At 72.5% G+C, this 15,312-nt stretch carries 13 protein-coding genes; 5 read left to right on the forward strand and 8 right to left on the reverse strand.

What is annotated here, in order from left to right; translation table 11 throughout:
- Nucleotides 1–242 precede the first annotated feature (242 nt).
- From ACZ5NJ_RS13270 to ACZ5NJ_RS13295, 6 genes are all read right to left on the reverse strand, one after another.
- Entirely contained in the window at nt 243–401 is a 159-nt protein-coding gene (locus ACZ5NJ_RS13270) for a hypothetical protein (RefSeq protein WP_468764930.1), read from the reverse strand.
- A 967-nt stretch (nt 402–1,368) separates the two neighbouring features.
- On the reverse strand, nt 1,369–2,106 hold the full coding sequence (locus ACZ5NJ_RS13275) for a response regulator transcription factor (RefSeq protein WP_468764931.1): 738 nt from the start codon (nt 2,104–2,106) through the stop codon (nt 1,369–1,371).
- Between the two features lie 23 nt (nt 2,107–2,129).
- The gene (locus ACZ5NJ_RS13280) at nt 2,130–4,787 is read right to left on the reverse strand and encodes an ABC transporter permease (RefSeq protein ID WP_468764932.1); all 2,658 of its coding nucleotides are present in this window, start codon (nt 4,785–4,787) and stop codon (nt 2,130–2,132) included.
- On the reverse strand, nt 4,784–5,494 hold the full coding sequence (locus tag ACZ5NJ_RS13285; RefSeq protein ID WP_468764933.1) for an ABC transporter ATP-binding protein: 711 nt from the start codon (nt 5,492–5,494) through the stop codon (nt 4,784–4,786). The genes ACZ5NJ_RS13280 and ACZ5NJ_RS13285 overlap by 4 nt, the downstream gene beginning before the upstream one ends.
- The gene (locus ACZ5NJ_RS13290) at nt 5,491–6,186 is read right to left on the reverse strand and encodes an ABC transporter ATP-binding protein (RefSeq protein WP_468764934.1); all 696 of its coding nucleotides are present in this window, start codon (nt 6,184–6,186) and stop codon (nt 5,491–5,493) included. Before ACZ5NJ_RS13290 ends, ACZ5NJ_RS13285 begins: the two co-directional genes overlap by 4 nt.
- Nucleotides 6,186–6,797 (reverse strand): hypothetical protein, encoded by a 612-nt coding sequence (locus ACZ5NJ_RS13295; protein WP_468764935.1) that lies wholly within the window; start codon nt 6,795–6,797, stop codon nt 6,186–6,188. Before ACZ5NJ_RS13295 ends, ACZ5NJ_RS13290 begins: the two co-directional genes overlap by 1 nt.
- Nucleotides 6,798–6,949: 152 nt before the next feature.
- Between ACZ5NJ_RS13295 and ACZ5NJ_RS13300 the strand changes: the two genes are divergently transcribed.
- Nucleotides 6,950–8,236, forward strand: a complete 1,287-nt coding sequence (locus ACZ5NJ_RS13300; RefSeq protein ID WP_468764936.1) for a sensor histidine kinase — start codon at nt 6,950–6,952, stop codon at nt 8,234–8,236.
- 22 nt (nt 8,237–8,258) lie between these two features.
- Here the strand turns inward: ACZ5NJ_RS13300 and ACZ5NJ_RS13305 are convergent, their stop codons facing one another.
- Nucleotides 8,259–9,644: a sensor histidine kinase gene (locus ACZ5NJ_RS13305; protein ID WP_468764937.1), complete on the reverse strand. Its 1,386-nt coding sequence runs from the start codon at nt 9,642–9,644 to the stop codon at nt 8,259–8,261.
- An 82-nt stretch (nt 9,645–9,726) separates the two neighbouring features.
- Nucleotides 9,727–10,404: a response regulator transcription factor gene (locus ACZ5NJ_RS13310; protein WP_468764938.1), complete on the reverse strand. Its 678-nt coding sequence runs from the start codon at nt 10,402–10,404 to the stop codon at nt 9,727–9,729.
- Between the two features lie 151 nt (nt 10,405–10,555).
- Between ACZ5NJ_RS13310 and ACZ5NJ_RS13315 the strand changes: the two genes are divergently transcribed.
- The 4 genes from ACZ5NJ_RS13315 (at nt 10,556) to ACZ5NJ_RS13330 (ending at nt 15,245) form a co-directional block, all read left to right on the forward strand.
- The gene (locus ACZ5NJ_RS13315; RefSeq protein ID WP_468764939.1) at nt 10,556–11,113 is read left to right on the forward strand and encodes a hypothetical protein; all 558 of its coding nucleotides are present in this window, start codon (nt 10,556–10,558) and stop codon (nt 11,111–11,113) included.
- Nucleotides 11,114–11,171: 58 nt separating this feature from the next.
- A complete protein-coding gene (locus ACZ5NJ_RS13320) occupies nt 11,172–11,972 on the forward strand; it encodes a COG4705 family protein (protein ID WP_468764940.1) in 801 nt (266 codons plus the stop codon).
- 211 nt (nt 11,973–12,183) lie between these two features.
- Nucleotides 12,184–13,398 carry a COG4705 family protein gene (locus tag ACZ5NJ_RS13325; protein ID WP_468764941.1) on the forward strand — a complete coding sequence of 405 codons (1,215 nt, stop codon included), beginning with the start codon at nt 12,184–12,186 and terminating at the stop codon, nt 13,396–13,398.
- A gap of 272 nt (nt 13,399–13,670) precedes the next feature.
- A complete protein-coding gene (locus ACZ5NJ_RS13330; RefSeq protein ID WP_468764942.1) occupies nt 13,671–15,245 on the forward strand; it encodes an ATP-binding cassette domain-containing protein in 1,575 nt (524 codons plus the stop codon).
- Nucleotides 15,246–15,312: the final 67 nt, after the last annotated feature.

The raw sequence follows: 15,312 nt of genomic DNA on the forward strand, positions 1-15,312 counted from the left end.
GGCGTTGCGACCACGAACTGTCATGGCTGGGGACAGTTCCTTCGTGCGACCGGGGCCTCGATGGTTTTGGTGCGTCGCACTTCTCACAAGGAGTCTTCATGAGTCGTGAGCACCAGACCAAAGCTCGTTTCGGTCCGCTGCCGGGGAGCAGGGCCTGGTCGACCGGTGGCGCTCTGGCCTCGCTGTCCATCGTGCTGGTCGGTTTCGTGAGCCCGATTGCCGTCGCGGCCGGACCTGTCGGATCAAAGACCGTGGTGCGGTCCGCCACCGGTGGCGGCGATTGCAAGGAGAAGCCGCACCACCACGAGGAGGACGACGACGAGGGCAAGCAGCTCCGAGGACATCTGCTGGGCGCGTACCTCCGCGGTGGCGGCGACGACCACGGTCACGAAAAGTGCCACGGACCCACAGGCCCGACCGGGCCCACGGGCCCGACTGGGCCCAAGGGCGACAGGGGTGCGACTGGCGCGACTGGTCCGGCGGGTGCCACGGGTCCCGCAGGCGCGACCGGTCCGGCGGGTGCGACGGGGGCCTCGGGTGCGACCGGTCCGGCGGGTGCGACGGGTGCCTCGGGTCCGGCGGGTGCAACGGGGGCTTCGGGCGCGACCGGTCCGGCCGGTGCCACGGGTCCCGCGGGTGCGACCGGTCCGGCGGGTGCCACGGGTCCGGCGGGTGCCACGGGTCCCGCGGGTGCGACCGGTCCGGCCGGTGCTACGGGTCCTGCGGGCGCGACCGGTCCGGCCGGTGCGACGGGGCCAGCCGGTGCGACCGGGGCCGCCGGCCCGTGCTCCGACATTGACTCTGAAAGCCCCAACAACACGGAGGACTTCCAGGCAGTGCTCACCGGCGGCCGGACCTACGCCGGCCGTGCTCCGTCGAATGGCGGGACCATCGTGTGGCAGGACCTCACGAACGCGGTCGCGACTCCGACCGACCCCGCCAACCCCAACTACCCGGCGGGTGTGTGCGCTGTGGCCTTCAACTCCCAAGGCAACGACGCATGGGTGAAGGTCGTGACCACGTCCGGGCAGGTGTGGCAGACGCACGGAGACGTCAACGGCCAGAACTTCGTCTGGAACGAGCCCTGGACGCAGAACACCTCCCCTACACCTGCCGTCCTTCGTGCTCGCGCGGGTACGGCGGCCGTGCCGCCGTCGTCACGCAAAGCCCGATAGGTGTTCGAGATCCCCCCGCCCGCTGTCGGCGACCGCCGCTCCAAGGTGCCTACCGCCGGGTGACGCGGGGAGGCGTCGACCTGCTCCACGATGCGCAGCAGCGCGCCGCGGAGCAGGCGGCCGCGCGGACGAGCTCTCCTTCGTCAGCCAAGGTGCCAGCGCAGGCACGGGGTCTCGAAGCGGCGCTCTCCTGTCACCCACGCTCGGCTTCGAGGCGGTAGCCGAAGCCGCGGAGGGTGGAGATGCTCGGAGGGCGCGTGGGGGGAACGGCCCGGGCAGCGGTCTGGGCGAGCCGGTGGCGGAGCGAGGCCAGGGTGACGTCCAGGGTCTTGGTGGGGCCGAACCAGTTCTCGTCCCACACCTGGGCCATGAGGTCTTCGCGCGAGACGGCGGTGCCGGCGTGCTTGGCCAGCACGGCGAGCAGGTCGAATTCCTTCGGGCGCAGAGCGACCCCTTCACTGCCCAGGAGACATGTTCGGGCGCGCGTGTCCACCACGAGGGGCCCGATGCGGTGCACCGTCTCTTGATCGTCGTGTCCGGGGGGAAGGCGGCGCAGGTGGGCGCGGAGCCGGGCCAGCAGCACGGACAGGGCGAAGGGTTTGACGAGGTAGTCGTCGGCACCGGCGTCGAGCCCGGCGATGATGTCGATCTCTTCGCTGCGGGCGGTCAGGATGACGAGCAGCAGATCGGGATGGCGGCTGCGGAGCTCCCGGGCGATGTCGATGCCGTCCGCGTCCGGCAGGCCGAGATCGAGCAGGATGATCTCCGGCGGTGTGGCACGAGCCGCTTGGAGCCCCCCGTTCCCGGTGCGGCACCACGTGGTGGCGTACCCGTGCGCCCGGAGTCCGGTGTCGAGGTGGCGTCCGATGGTGTCGTCGTCCTCGATGATCAGGAGGGCGGGGGAGTGGTTGCGGTCGTGGGGGGCGGGCATGGTCAGCAGCGTAGGCGTGGGTGTCACAGTTCGCGCAGTTCCTCGACGGGTGGGCGGGCCGAGCGTCGGGCAGCGTTCAGGGCCGCCGCGGTGAGCGCTGCGACGGACGCCCCGGCGGTGAGGCCCAGGTAGCCCCAGGGGATGGCCGCGTGGGCCGGTGGCGGGTCGAAGACGCCGGTCAGCACCTTGATCAGCATCTGGGACAGGGCCCAGCCGACGACGGCGCCGCCCCCGAACCCCGCGGTGGTCAGGGAGGCCGCCTCGGCCAGGACCAGGCCGCGCAGCTGGCTCCGTGTGGCGCCGAGCACGGTGGTGATCGCGAAGGTGCGTCGGCGTTCGGCCAGGCCCAGGGCCAGCACGATGCCTCCGGATGCGGCGGCCAGGAGCACGGCGAAGCCGAGTTCGATCCGGGACAGGCCGGCCAGATCCACGGAGGTCAGGCTGGAGCCGACGTTCGAGCGGGTCTGGGTGATGTCGGTGACCGTGGCGGAGGGGCCCAGCCGGTGGCGCAGGGTGTCGGCGACGGTGTGCTGGTCCGTGCCGCCCGTGTCGATGAGGAACGAGCCGACGGCGTCACTGCCCGTGGCACGTGCCAGGTAGTCGGCGTTCGCGACCAGGAAGCTGTCCTTGGGTGCGGTGGGGAACTCCTTGACGACGCCCGCGTAGTGGAAGGCAACGGTGCGCAGGGCCCGGGTGCGGCTGTCCCGAAGCCGCAGGTTGACCGTGTCTCCGGGGGCGAGACGGAAGTCCTTTACGGTCTCCTCGCTGACGAGGAGGGCGTCGGGGCGGGCGGCGAGCCGGTGCATCAGGGCGCGAGCCGTGCCGCCCGCGAAGTAGGCGTCCTGGAGCGAGGTGGCGCTCGCGATGGTGGCGGCCCGGACGCCGTACAGGTCCTGGAGGTCCGCCCCGACGTAGGCGAAGCGGTGGACGAGGGGTTCGACGTGCCGGACGCCCGCCACGTGCAGAGCCGCGGCCGCGCCGGGCCCGGTGCTCGTACCGGGAGGCTCGGTGACGGTGACGTCGGCGCCGTTGGTGAGGCGCGCGTCGACCTCTGCCTGCTGCCGGTAGGTGGCGTTGAAGACGGAGGTGGACACGGCGAAGGCCAGGGCCAGGCCCAACAGGACGGCCGCGTGTGCCAGCGGCCGGCGCCTGCGCGACATGCCGGCCGCCGTGGTGGCGGCGAGCGTGCCCGTCAGGGGCCGCGCGAGGCGGGCGAGGACCGGCCTGCCGTGGGCGAGGGCCAGGTAGATCAGCCGCCACAGGAGCAGGGCGCCGCCGAGCCACAGCAGGGCGGGCCCGAGGAAGGCCCAGTAGGACACAGAGATGCTCGGCACGCCTTCCGGGGCCAGGACGAGGGCGTACTGGTTGGCCCCGGCTGCCGTGAAGACCAGCAGGGAGACGGCGAGGAGGACGAAGTCCAGGCCGTAGCGCATCCAGCGGGGGGAACGGGCGCGCCGCACCTCACGCCGGGCCTGGGCGATCGTGGTGGCCCGCAGGTCACGGAGCGCGGGAACCAGGACGGCCGCGCCGGCCACGGCAACGCCCAGCAGGAAGGCGGCGGAGGACCAGGCCAGTGCGGAGGCGGCGCTCACCCCGAAGGAGGCGGTGCCGAAGGCGGCCAGGCCGGCGAGTGCGGCGATCCCGATGCCCAGCAGACCTCCGGTGATTCCGACTACGGCGGCCTCGGCCGCGGCCAGGGCGATCACTCGGCGGGGCGAGAGTCCGCGGGTGCGCAGAAGTGCCTGTTCCTGGCGTCTGCGGTCAGCGCCCGCCCCGGCCACCGCGGCGGTCAACAGGGCGGCGAGCACGGAGCCGGGAATCCCCAGGAACAGGAAGAGGACCTGGGCGTAGAGGGCGTCCTGGCGGGCGGCATCGAGTGTGGCGCCCAGGTTGTCTCCGATGACGACGCCGCCGGCCGTGCGGGCTTCCAGGTTGCGGACGGCAGCGGTGACAGCGGTGTAGGCGGCCGCCGGGTCGGCCGGTAGAGGTGCGTCGCGGGCGATGTGGATCTGCGTGGTGACGGCGGTCGGATCCGTGGTGGCGATCGGCGCGGTCAGCCGCGTGAAGAGGCTCTGCGGGACGATGACGACATTGTCGGGCGGGGCGGAGGGCTGGGACTGTGGCGGGGCGCCGACCTTCTGGAACAGGGAGTCCGCCTGGGGCAGGTCCACGACCCCTGCCACGGGCACGGAGGCGGGCGCGGTGCCCGGCAGATGGACGGTGACGGTGTCACCCGGTGCCGCGTGCAGGTTCGCCGCGGTCTGCTGGGCGAGGAGCACTCCGGTGCCGGTCCCGGTGAGCAGGCGCACGGCGTGGGGGAAGGTCTGGCGGTAGCCGTCGGACAGTCCGAGAACGATGCCCGGACCGGTGCTCTGGGTGCTGCCCGCGGTGGTGCTCTGCAGCCCGGTGCTGCGGACCATGCCGACCGTTTCACTGGCACGGACGCCCGGGTCGGCCCGGATCGCCGCGACGACGGCGCGCGTGTCGGCGCCGGGCTGGACCCCGGCCTGCCAGTCGACGGCCACCGAACGCACGGCGCGGTGCGTCATCGTGGACTTCGAGGCGGTCAGGAAGGAACCGAGGGCGGCGACGAGTGCGACCGCGAGGGCGATGCCCGCAGCAGTGGCGGCGAGCCGCCCCGTCCGGTGGAGCAGGAGTCCCCGGACCCAGCTGACGATCACGGCTCGGCCCCCCGCGCAGTGGCCGTCACGGAGGGTGAGGAGGCGTCGGGTTCGGGCTGGAGGCGGCCGTCGTGCATGGACCACTGCCGGCTCAGGCGCCGGGCGACGCCGGGATCATGGGTGGTGACGACCAGGCCGGCGCCGAGGGTGTCCGCGGCGGACAGGAGCACGTCGATGACGTGTCGTCCCGTGGCCCGGTCGAGTTGTCCCGTCGGCTCGTCCGCGAGGATGAGCCGGGGCGCTGCCGCCAGTGCCCGGGCGACGGCCACCCGCTGCGTCTGCCCGCCGGAGAGTTCCTCGGGCAGCTTGTCCACGAGGTGGGCGGCGGCTACGAGGGCAAGGCAGTCCAGGGCGCGTCGGCGGGCGGACGGTTCCGACTGCCCGGAGAGGACCAGGGGGAGGGCCGTGTTCTCCACGACGTCCAGGGCGGGGATGAGGCTCGGACCCTGGAAGACGACCCCGACGGCCTCCGGCCCGGGCTTCTCGGCCAGGGCAGGCCAGGTGACCGTGCCGGTGGTCGGCTCTTCGAGGGCGGCCATCAGGTGGAGCAGGGTGGACTTGCCGGATCCCGAGGGACCGGTGATCGCGATGCGGTCCCCCGTACGGACCTCGCAGCTGGCGCCGTGGACCGCGACGACGGCGGTGGTTCCTGTGCCGTACGTGCGGGCTGCCGCCTCGCACCGGACCAGGACGTCGGTGGTGTTCACCGCCGGATCCTTCCGTCGCGCAAGACGACGACCCGGTCGGCGATCCTGACCGCCTGCCGGCTGTGGGTGACGAGGAGGACCCCGGTTCCGCGGCGCGCCCGGTCCTGCAGCAGGTCGAGGATCCGCTGTTCGGTGCGGCCGTCGAGTTCGCCCGTGGGCTCGTCGGCGAGCAGGACGGCGGGATCGTTGGCCAGGGCGACGGCCAGACCCGCGCGGGCCCGTTCTCCTCCGGCCAGCTCGCGGACCAGCGCCCGGCCGCGGGCGCCCAGCCCCACCTGGTCGAGGAGTTCTCCGGCGTCGGGCCGGTGGGACGAGGGGCCGGGCGCGCGGGCCGCCGAGCGGGCCAGGCGGATGTTGCCGGCCAGATCGAGGTGGGGCAGGAGGTTCCCGGACTGGAGCAGCACGCCGATCCGCCGGGCCCGCACCCGGGCCCGCGCCGCTTCGGGCAGGTGGCTGACACGCTCGCCGCCCACGTACACGTAGCCGCCGTCCGGCTCGTCCAACCCGGCCAGGCAGGCCAGCAGCGTGGACTTCCCCGATCCGGACGGACCGATGACGGCGAGGGTCTCCCCGCGCCCCAAGCTCAGGCTGACCCCCCGCAGCGCGAGGGTCTCCTCCACGCCCGAACGGTAGAAGCGGTACAGGTCGTGGGCGGTCAGGACCTCGGCCGCACGGCCGTCGGCCCTGCCCATCACTGCCACCTCAGCGAGTCCGTGACGGTGCGCCAGGGGTCGACGTTGTCGGCTCCGACCGGTCCCGAAAGGGTGAGGGTGGTCTCCTGACCGGCGTGGAAGAACGCGTACCTCTCGAAGGCGTCGCGTACCGCCTTGCCGGTCACCGGGTCCGTGGGACCGTCGCCCTGGTAGGTGTAGAGGACCGCCTCTCCTGCGGGCCGGGTGACCGTGGTGGCCTTGCCCGCGGTGAAGCCGGGGACCTGTCCGCGCAGTGCCGGGACGACGGATGCGTTGACGCTCCGCACCGTGGCGGGCGCTGGCGCCGCGCCGGTGTGGACAGCGATGCGGTTCAGCTTGTCGGTGAACGTGACGTCGCCGTTGGCCGCGTCCGTACGGGACCACCCCTCAGGCACCTTCAGGCTGAACGAGCCGGAAGCGGACCGGTAGATGACATAGGCCTGGTTGTCGGGGATGTCGCCGGCCGGGTTGGACTCCGCAGGAGCCGGTGCCGTGACGGCGACGGCGGCTCGGGGAAGGGCGGGAGGGTGCGCGGAACCGCAACCCGCCAGCGCGGACAGGGCCACGGTCAGCGCGACCACGGGAAGGGGAAGGACATAGGTGAGTCGCATGGTCCTCGTGCTCCTTCACAGGAGGCGGACTGCTCCGACTGCGACACTAGGTCCACGCCGGTTAGCGCCCGCCCCGCGCACGGTGAGAGGACGGCAAAACCCGCCGTACCGGAAGCGCCGGCGGCGGCTGCCCCGCCTTCATGATGGGCGCTATGAGAGCTCGCGTGGTCCGCGTGGCCCTGGTGGCCGCGGCCGTCGCCCTGATCTTGCTCGCCGTGCCGCTGGCGGTGGCCGTCCGCTACGCGTTCTTCGCCGACGAAGGCGGAGAACTGGAACGTGACGCCATGGCCGCCGTCGTCCGGGTGGGACCCGAATTCGCGACGCGGGACCCGGTCGAACTGCACGCGGCTCGTCCCGGCGAAGGACTCGCCCTCTACGACACGGCGGGAAGACTGCGTTCCGGGGCGGGGCCGGCCCACGGAGGGGGCGCTGTCACCCGCGCGCTGGCGGGGAGCGTGATCCAGAGCCGGTCCGACGGTGAACTGGTCGTCGCGGTGCCCGTCTCCAGTGGCGAGCAGGTCATCGGAGTGATCCGCGCCTCGACGAGCGCGAGCACCGTGTGGGCACGGGTCCTGTGGGGCTGGGCCGCCCTGCTGGGCCTTGGCCTGGTGGCACTCGGCGCGGCGGTGATCGTCGCCCGCCGACAGGCATCCGTCCTCGCCGCCCCTCTGGAGGCCCTCGCCGGCACCTCGCTCGCCGTCGCCGACGGAGACCTCACCGCGCGAGCCGAGCCGAGCACGATCGCGGAGATCGACGAGGTCGCCACGGCCCACAACACCATGGTCGACCGCCTGGCGCAGCTCCTCGCACACGAACGCCATTTCACGGCCAATGCCTCCCACCAGCTGCGCACCCCCTTGGCCGGCTTGCAGCTCGGTCTGGAAGCCGCCTTGGCCGATCCGGACGCGGACCCGCGGTCCGCCCTCGCCGAGGCCGCGGAACGCTCCAGGCACCTGGACCACACCGTCGAAGAGGTCCTGAGACTCGCGAGGTCGGGAGCAGGTCCGCTTCCAACGGTCCATGAACAGCCCGCCGAAGACGTCCTGGAGGCCGCCGAGCACCGCTGGCACGGTGCCTTCGCCGAAGACGGACGCCGCCTGACCACGACCTGGGAACCCCAGGCCGGGGGATTGGAGGTGCCGGACCGGACGGTCGAACAGATCCTGGACATCCTCCTGGAGAACGCCCACCGGCACGGCCGGGGAACCGTCACCCTGACCCTGCGCGATCTGACGACGGCCATCGCCCTGGACGTCGCCGATGAGGGAACCGCCGACTTGGACGCTCAGATGATCTTCGAGCGGGGTATCGGCGACGGCTCCGGCATCGGCTTGGCTCTCGCACGCCAGCTCGCCGCTGCGGCCGGCGGCCGCCTCTCGCTGACCTCCACCGCTCCGACCCGGTTCACGCTGCTGCTGCCCCTGCGCGAACAGCCGTGAGCCGGTTCGCGGCGAGCAGCGGCTACCGGCGGGGGCCGGCGACGAGGCGGGTGCGGAAGGTGACGCCGTCCGAAGTGTCTTCGACGGTGATCGTGCCGCTGTGCAGGGCCGCGATGTCGAGGGCGATGGACAGGCCGAGGCCCGTGCCACCGTCGTCGCGGCTCCTCGCGTCGTCGAGGCGCGTGAACCGCTCGAAGATCTTCTCCCGGTCGGCGGCGGCGATCGCGGGACCGTCGTTCGAGACGTCCAGGACGGCGTCGCCGGTCACCGGGTCCGCCGCGAGCCGCACGGTGACGGACTGACGGGCGTGCCGCTGGGCGTTGTCCAGGAGGTTGGTCAGGAGACGGCCGAGCCACAGCGCATTGCCGGAGACGGTGATGTCGCCGGACGTGTGGAGGGCGACCTCGTGCGGGTCCGTCGAGCGTGCCGCCACGGTGGTACGGACGAGGTCGGTGAGGTCGACGGGTTCGCCGGGCCGACTTTGGCCGGTGGCGTCGAGGCGGGCGAGCAGCAGCAGGTCGGCGGAGAGCGCCTGGAGGCGTTCGGTGTCCTGGAGGGCGCCCTCCAGCAGGGTGTCGCGCACCTTCGGGTCGGGATGGGTGTGCGCGACCTCCAGCTGGGTCCGAAGCACGGCGAGGGGGCTGCGGAGTTCGTGGGAGGCATCGGCGATGAACCTGCGCTGCCGGATCCCCGCCGCTTCCAGGCGTTCCAGCATGGCGTTCATGGTCTCGGCGAGGCGGGCGATCTCGTCGGCGCCGCGCGGGGCGGGGACCCGGCGGTCCAGGTCGCGGTCGCTGATCGCGGCGACCTCGGCCCGGATGGCTTCGACGGGCCGCAGCGCGCGGCCGGTCGTACGCCAGGTCAGGACGCCGACGGTGAGGAGCAACAGGACGCTCAGGACGGTGAGGGCTGCCGTGGTGATGTCCTCCGCCGTGTCGGCCGTACGCAGTGAGGCGCCGACGTGAATGGTCACCGGCCCGGTGGGGGTGTCGGTGGTGACGGTCGTGACGCGCTGGTCGTGCTTCTCGCCCAGGGCGTCGAAGTTGTACGTCCGGTGGCCCTCGTGGGTGCCCGTGGGGGTGAGGGTGGGGCGACCGGTGAGGTTCTGGCTCTGTGCGACCACCCTTCCGTGGGCGTCGACGACCTGGATGAAGTCGGTTCCGGGGCCGAGCGGCAGCCGAGGGGTGAGGTGGCCGGCGGCGGCGAGGCGTGAAACGGCCTGGGTCTCCTCGCGCGCCCCGGTTTCGACGGTGTGTTCCAGGTTGACGCGCAACAGGGTCTGGACGACGGCCGATGCGGCGAGCATGACGACGGCGACGCTCACGCACGCGGCGAGGGTGGTACGGGTGCGGACCGAGCGCGGCGCCAGCCGCTGGAGCAGCGCAGCCGCCCTGGGGTGAGCGGCCAAGGGGCGCAGAAGCGCACCGGCCCGGCGGCGTGCGGAGGGGACCATACCGGGGCGCCGCGGCTCGGGCGTGACCGTTCGCGGCTCAGCCACCGTCGGCCGCCAGCCGGTAACCGGCGCCTCGGACGGTCTGCACCGCCGCCCGCCCGAACGGGGCGTCGATCTTGCGCCGCAGGGCGCTCACGTGGACTTCCACGGTGTTGGGGTCGCTGTCTGTGTTGCCGTCCCAGACCTCGTCCAGGATCTCGCGCTTGGAGACGGCCTCACCGGCCCGCCGCGCCAGGTGGTCCAGGACCGCGAACTCCCGTGGCGTGAGGGGGATGTGCGTGCCGCCGCGGGTGCAGGTGCGGGCGGCGGAGTCGACGACCAGGTCGCCCAGGACGGTGCGCTGCGGGGCGCGGCTGCCGATCCGGCGGGCCAGCGCCCGCAGGCGGGCGACGAGCACCACGAAGGAGAACGGCTTGGAGAGGTAGTCGTCGGCGCCGGTGTCCAGGGCCTCGGCCTCGTCCCATTCGCCGTCCTTGGCGGTCAGCATGAGGATGCCGACGTCGCTGCCGCAGGCCCGTAGACGCGAGCACACACGGTAGCCGTTCAGGCCGGGCAGCATGATGTCGAGCACGACGACGTCGTAGGTGTTGCGGGTGGCCCTGGCGAAGCCGGACAGGCCGTCGTGGGCGACGTCCACACTGAACCCCTCGGCGGTCAGCCCGTGCTGAAGCGCCAGGGCCATCCGGCGCTCGTCCTCCACCACCAGTACACGCATGCCCCCAGAGTGGCACGCCGCCCGGCGGCGGAGCCGCCAAGCTGAAGGGGCCTTCAGGTCTTCAGCATCCCTTCAGCGTGTCCGGACGATGCTGTGCCCCGACGTCCGGGCGCAAGGCCCCGGACCGTGCCAAGAGGTCGGGGTGGTCACAGTGAGTGAATCCGTGGGTGGCGTCGAGCCGCAGGAGCAGGCGGGCGAGGGGGGCTCCGGCACCCCGGCGAAGAAGCCGGCCCGCAAGGGCCGGCTGGGCAGCCGCAGGGCCCGATGGGCGGCAGCCGGTGCCGCCGCGGTCGTGGTGATCGGCGGTGGCGCGGCTGCGGCGGCCATCCACCATCACGAGGAAGAGGGACGCGGCGAGCACAAGGTGGCGGCCGGAGACCACGAGCGGGGGGACGGGGGCCGCGACGGCCGCGCCGGACACGACGGCCGGCACAAGGAGGGTGAGCGAGGCCCGCGTGCCGGCGGCTTCCGTGCCCCTTCGGCCAACGACGCGCCGGCCCCGCTGCCGTCGCTCTCCGCAGCGGACGCCGTGAGCAAGGCCGCCGCGGCCGTCAACGACGGCAAGGTCGAGTCGCTGGCACCGGTCACGGAGCAGGGCGGCGGCCGAGCCTGGCGGGTCGTCGTCGTCGGACCCGACGGCGTGCGGCACGCGGTGACCGTCGACGGTGCCGGCGGCACGCTGACCGGCAACACCGTTCTGGGCGGCTGAACCAGACCGATCGGGCGGCGCGGCCCCGCCGCGCCGCGCAGAAAGGAGTGCCGCCGTCTTGGGCGCCACGACAACCCCTCGGGCGCACCGCCGCGCCCAGGCACAGGCCGTACGCTCCGCGGCGAGCAAGGTCCCCGAGGTGACCGCGGTGTTCTGGATCGTCAAGATCCTCACCACCGGCATGGGCGAGACCACCTCGGACTACCTCGCACGGACCCTCGGGCCCGTCCCCGCGGTCGCGGCGGCCGGCCTCCTGCTGGCCGCCGCGCTGGCTGCGCAGGCCCGCACGCGCCGCTACGTCCCGGCCGTCTACTGGTCCGCCGTGGTCATGGTCAGCGTCTTCGGGACCATGGCCGCAGACGTCGCGCACGTCGCCCTCGGCGTGCCCTACACGGTGTCCGCGCTGGCGTTCGCCCTGGCCCTGGCCCTGGTCTTCTCGGTCTGGCGGCGGACCGAGGGCACGCTCGCCGTGGAGACCGTGTCCGGTGGACGCCGCGAGGTCTTCTACTGGACCGTGGTCATGGCCACCTTCGCCCTCGGCACGGCCGTCGGTGACCTGACCGCGGCGACCCTGGGCTGGGGATACCTGCCGTCGGGACTGCTCTTCGCCGCCCTGATCGCCCTGCCGGCACTGGCTCACAGGCTGTTCGCCCTCCCGCCCGTGCTCGGCTTCTGGTGGGCGTACGTGCTCACCCGCCCCCTCGGCGCCTCCTTCGCGGACTGGGCCGGTGTCGGCGCCGAGCGCGGCGGCCTCGGGCTGGGTACCGGGCCGGTCAGCCTGGTCCTCGCCGTGATCATCGTCGCCGTGGTCCTGTGGCTGAGCGCGGCCGACCGCGGTGCGGCACGGACTTCGTCCTGACGCTCGGCCCCCGTGGCCGTACTCGACCGCGCACCACCGAGTACGGCCACGGGGGCTCCGGCCGGATGGTCAGGATGCGTTCAGGTTCCCGATGGCACAGTCGGGCCGCATGACCTACGAAACGTCCGAGAGTCCCACGGCTCCAGGGGCAGCCGCCCGCCCAGGAGACCAGCCGCGAGCCGGCGAGAGCGTCCGGACCTCTGCCGGCCGGATGCCGAACAAGGTGCCCGGGGTCACGGTCTGGTTCTGGGTCATCAAGATCCTGTGCACCACGGTGGGCGAGAGCTTCGCCGACTGGATCAACATGAACCTCGGCGTCGGCCTGTTCAACACCGCGCTGATCTTCACCGGAGCCCTGGCAGCAGTCCTGGCCTGGCAACTCGGCGCCTCGCGCTACATCCCGTTCGTGTACTGGCTCACCGTCGTGGTGGTCAGCGTGACCGGCACCCTCTACACCGACATCCTCACTGACAGCCTGGGAGTGCCCCTCCCCCTGAGCAGCGGTGTGTTCGCCGCCGTGCTCGCCCTGGTCTTCGGCGTCTGGTACGTGCGAGAGGGGACCCTGTCGGTCCACAGCATCACCACCCGGCCCCGCGAACTCTTCTACTGGCTCGCGGTCCTGGTCACCTTCGCGCTCGGCACCGCCACCGGGGACTGGACCCTCGAACTCACCGGCTGGACCGCGGGGGTCTCCGTCCTCCTGCCGCTCAGCCTGATCGCCGCGACCGTCGTCGGCCGGCGCCTCGGCGCCAACGCCGTGCTCTCCTTCTGGCTGGCCTACGTCCTCACCCGCCCGCTCGGCGCCAACCTCGGCGACTGGCTCGGATCGTCCAGCGGCGAGGGCGGCCTGGGTCTTGGCACCGCACTGACCAGCGTGATCTTCCTGGTCGCCATCCTCGTCACGGTCGTGTACCTGACGTTCAGCCGCAGTGACGTCATCGAGGCCCAGGAACCGGCCCGTGCCCCGCGGACGCCGAGTCCGGCACGTGAGCGCGGCATGCTCGCCTACCACGCCGTCGTAGCCGTCGCGGCCACGGCGCTGCTCGCCTGGGCGAACCACCAGCCGCACGCCACCGCGAGCGAGGAAGCGGGCACCCCCGCGCCCGCGGCCGGTCACCTCACCCCGCAGGAGGCGACGGCACCGTTCCCTCCGGCCGACCTCGCCACGTTCCGCACCCTCACCGCCGACACCCTGGCGAAGGTCGACGCGGGTGATCAGCGAGCCGCGGCCGGCCGCGTCACCGACCTGGAGGCCGCGTGGGACGAGGACCAGTCCACCCTTGAGCCCAAGAACGAGAAGGCGTGGGGCTTCCTCGACGGCGAGATCGACCAGGTCCTGAAGGCAGTGCGCGCCCCGCGCCCCGACAAGGCCACCGAGGTCGACGCGCTCACCACGCTCCTCACCTCTCTCGGCGGCACAACCTGACGTATGCCCGACGCCGACGCCGACGCCCTGGCGCATCTCCCTGCGTCGGGGCGGGCGGGCAGGGAAGGACGCCCGGTCTGGGCGGGTGACCTGGGCGTTTACCGTCGTCTCACCGCGAACGGGCCGGACGCTAACCCGTCATTGCCTAGCGTCGGAGGAGACGTGTCGTCCGCCTCGTCTTCCGAGAGGGCCATGATCATGCGAGGCATCACCCTTTCCGCTCCCGTGCCCGCCTGCCGGGTCGACCTGCCGAAATGTCAAGGGGGCCTGCCGTGACCGCCGCCGACACCCTGCTCCTGCGCTGCCGGGAAGCGGCCCGCACCCACGGCAACGAGCCGACCGAGCCGGGCGCCGTGAACAGCGCCACGTGCGAGGTCCACGCCGGCGACCGGATCGCCATCACGGGCCCTTCGGGATCCGGCAAGTCCACCCTGCTGCACCTGATGGCAGACGTCGTCCAGCCCACGGCCGGAGAGGTCAGCTGGCCGGGACTTCCCCGGGTTCCAGCACGCGGGCAAGTCGGAATCGTGCTTGAGGGGCCCACCCTCGTACCGGCGCTGAATGTGGCGGAGAACGCCGCGCTGCCTCTGGTCCTGGCCGGTGTGCCCAGGGAATCCGCGCATCTCAGGGCGCTGCACTGCCTCACTGTCGTGGCGGCTGCCGACCTCGCCCACAAGATGCCGGCCGAGCTCTCCGGTGGCCAGGCCAAGCACGTCGCCATCGCCCGCACACTGGCCACCGCCCCACGCCTGATCCTGGCGGACGACCCCACCAGCGACCTCGACCGCGCCACGGGCCGGCGGGTCATGGACGTCCTCTGCGCAGCCGCTGACGAGGCGGGAGCCGCCCTCGTGGTCACCACGCATGACCCGGAGGTCGCAGGACGACTGCGCAAGCGGTGGGCGATGCACGAAGGACGCCTGCACCTCGCGCCGCGTCCGCCGTCCCCGGCAAGGGAGGCGCGACGGGCGCCCGTGCTCACTCTGCCCGACGCGGAGGGAGCGGGCACGGCCCGGTACGTGGTGCGGAAGCTGCCGGAGGTCACCCTCGCCTTCTGGGTCATGAAGATCGCCGCCACCACCCTGGGCGAGACCGCCGGAGACCTGTTCGCGCAGACCCTGCGCCTGGGCTACTTCCTCACCACGATCGCCCTGTTCCTGATGTTCGTGGTGACCCTGCTGGTGCAGCTGCGGGCCAAGCACTACAACCCGTTCTTCTACTGGCCCGTCATCGTCTCCACGAGCATGGTCGGCACCACCGTGTCGGACTTCATGAACCGCGACGCCAGCTCCAAGTACCTCGCGCGGGGCACCACTTCTCTGGGCTGGGGCCCGCAGGGGCTGGGGCTCGGCTATCCAGCCGGCGCGGCCATCCTCGTCACCCTGCTCGCCGCGATCTTCGTCGCCTGGAAGTCCACCGGCCAGACCTTCGTCATCCGGGACATCGTGACCTTCCGCGGCGAGGCGCTGTTCTGGTCGGCGATCCTCGTCTCGAACACCCTGGGCACCTCGATGGGCGACTTCCTCTCCGACAGCTCCGGACTCGGCTACATGGGCAGCGTCCTTCTGATCACCGGTGTGCTCCTCGTCCTCGTCGCCCTCATCCGCGTGCCCTTCGTCCCCAACGTTCTCCTCTTCTGGATCGCCTTCGTCCTCACCCGCCCCTTCGGCGCCACCGCGGGCGACTACCTCACCAAGCCCACTGCCAAGGGCGGCCTCGACCTGGGCACCGCCGGCTCCTCGGCGGTACTCCTGGCCGTCCTCTTCGCCTTCATGGCCTACGGCCACTTCCGTGACCGGTCAGGGGGCGGTAACAACTCCCGGGCACGCGAGCGGCAACCCCACTGAGAGCAGCACCCCGTGCCACATTCCGGTGGGCCGACGGACCAAGCGCGGCGTGCCTTCGACACCTCGC

It is taken from the genome of Streptomyces sp. NPDC032091, from assembly GCF_055580265.1.

Coding starts and splice junctions, on each gene's coding strand:
- ACZ5NJ_RS13310 (WP_468764938.1), bottom strand. CDS start 10,404: ATGCGTGTACTGGTGGTGGAGGACGAGCGCCGGATGGCCCTGGCGCTT.
- ACZ5NJ_RS13275 (WP_468764931.1), bottom strand. CDS start 2,106: ATGCCCGCCCCCCACGACCGCAACCACTCCCCCGCCCTCCTGATCATC.
- ACZ5NJ_RS13290 (WP_468764934.1), bottom strand. CDS start 6,186: ATGGGCAGGGCCGACGGCCGTGCGGCCGAGGTCCTGACCGCCCACGAC.
- ACZ5NJ_RS13295 (WP_468764935.1), bottom strand. CDS start 6,797: ATGCGACTCACCTATGTCCTTCCCCTTCCCGTGGTCGCGCTGACCGTG.
- ACZ5NJ_RS13325 (WP_468764941.1), top strand. CDS start 12,184: ATGCCGAACAAGGTGCCCGGGGTCACGGTCTGGTTCTGGGTCATCAAG.
- ACZ5NJ_RS13300 (WP_468764936.1), top strand. CDS start 6,950: ATGAGAGCTCGCGTGGTCCGCGTGGCCCTGGTGGCCGCGGCCGTCGCC.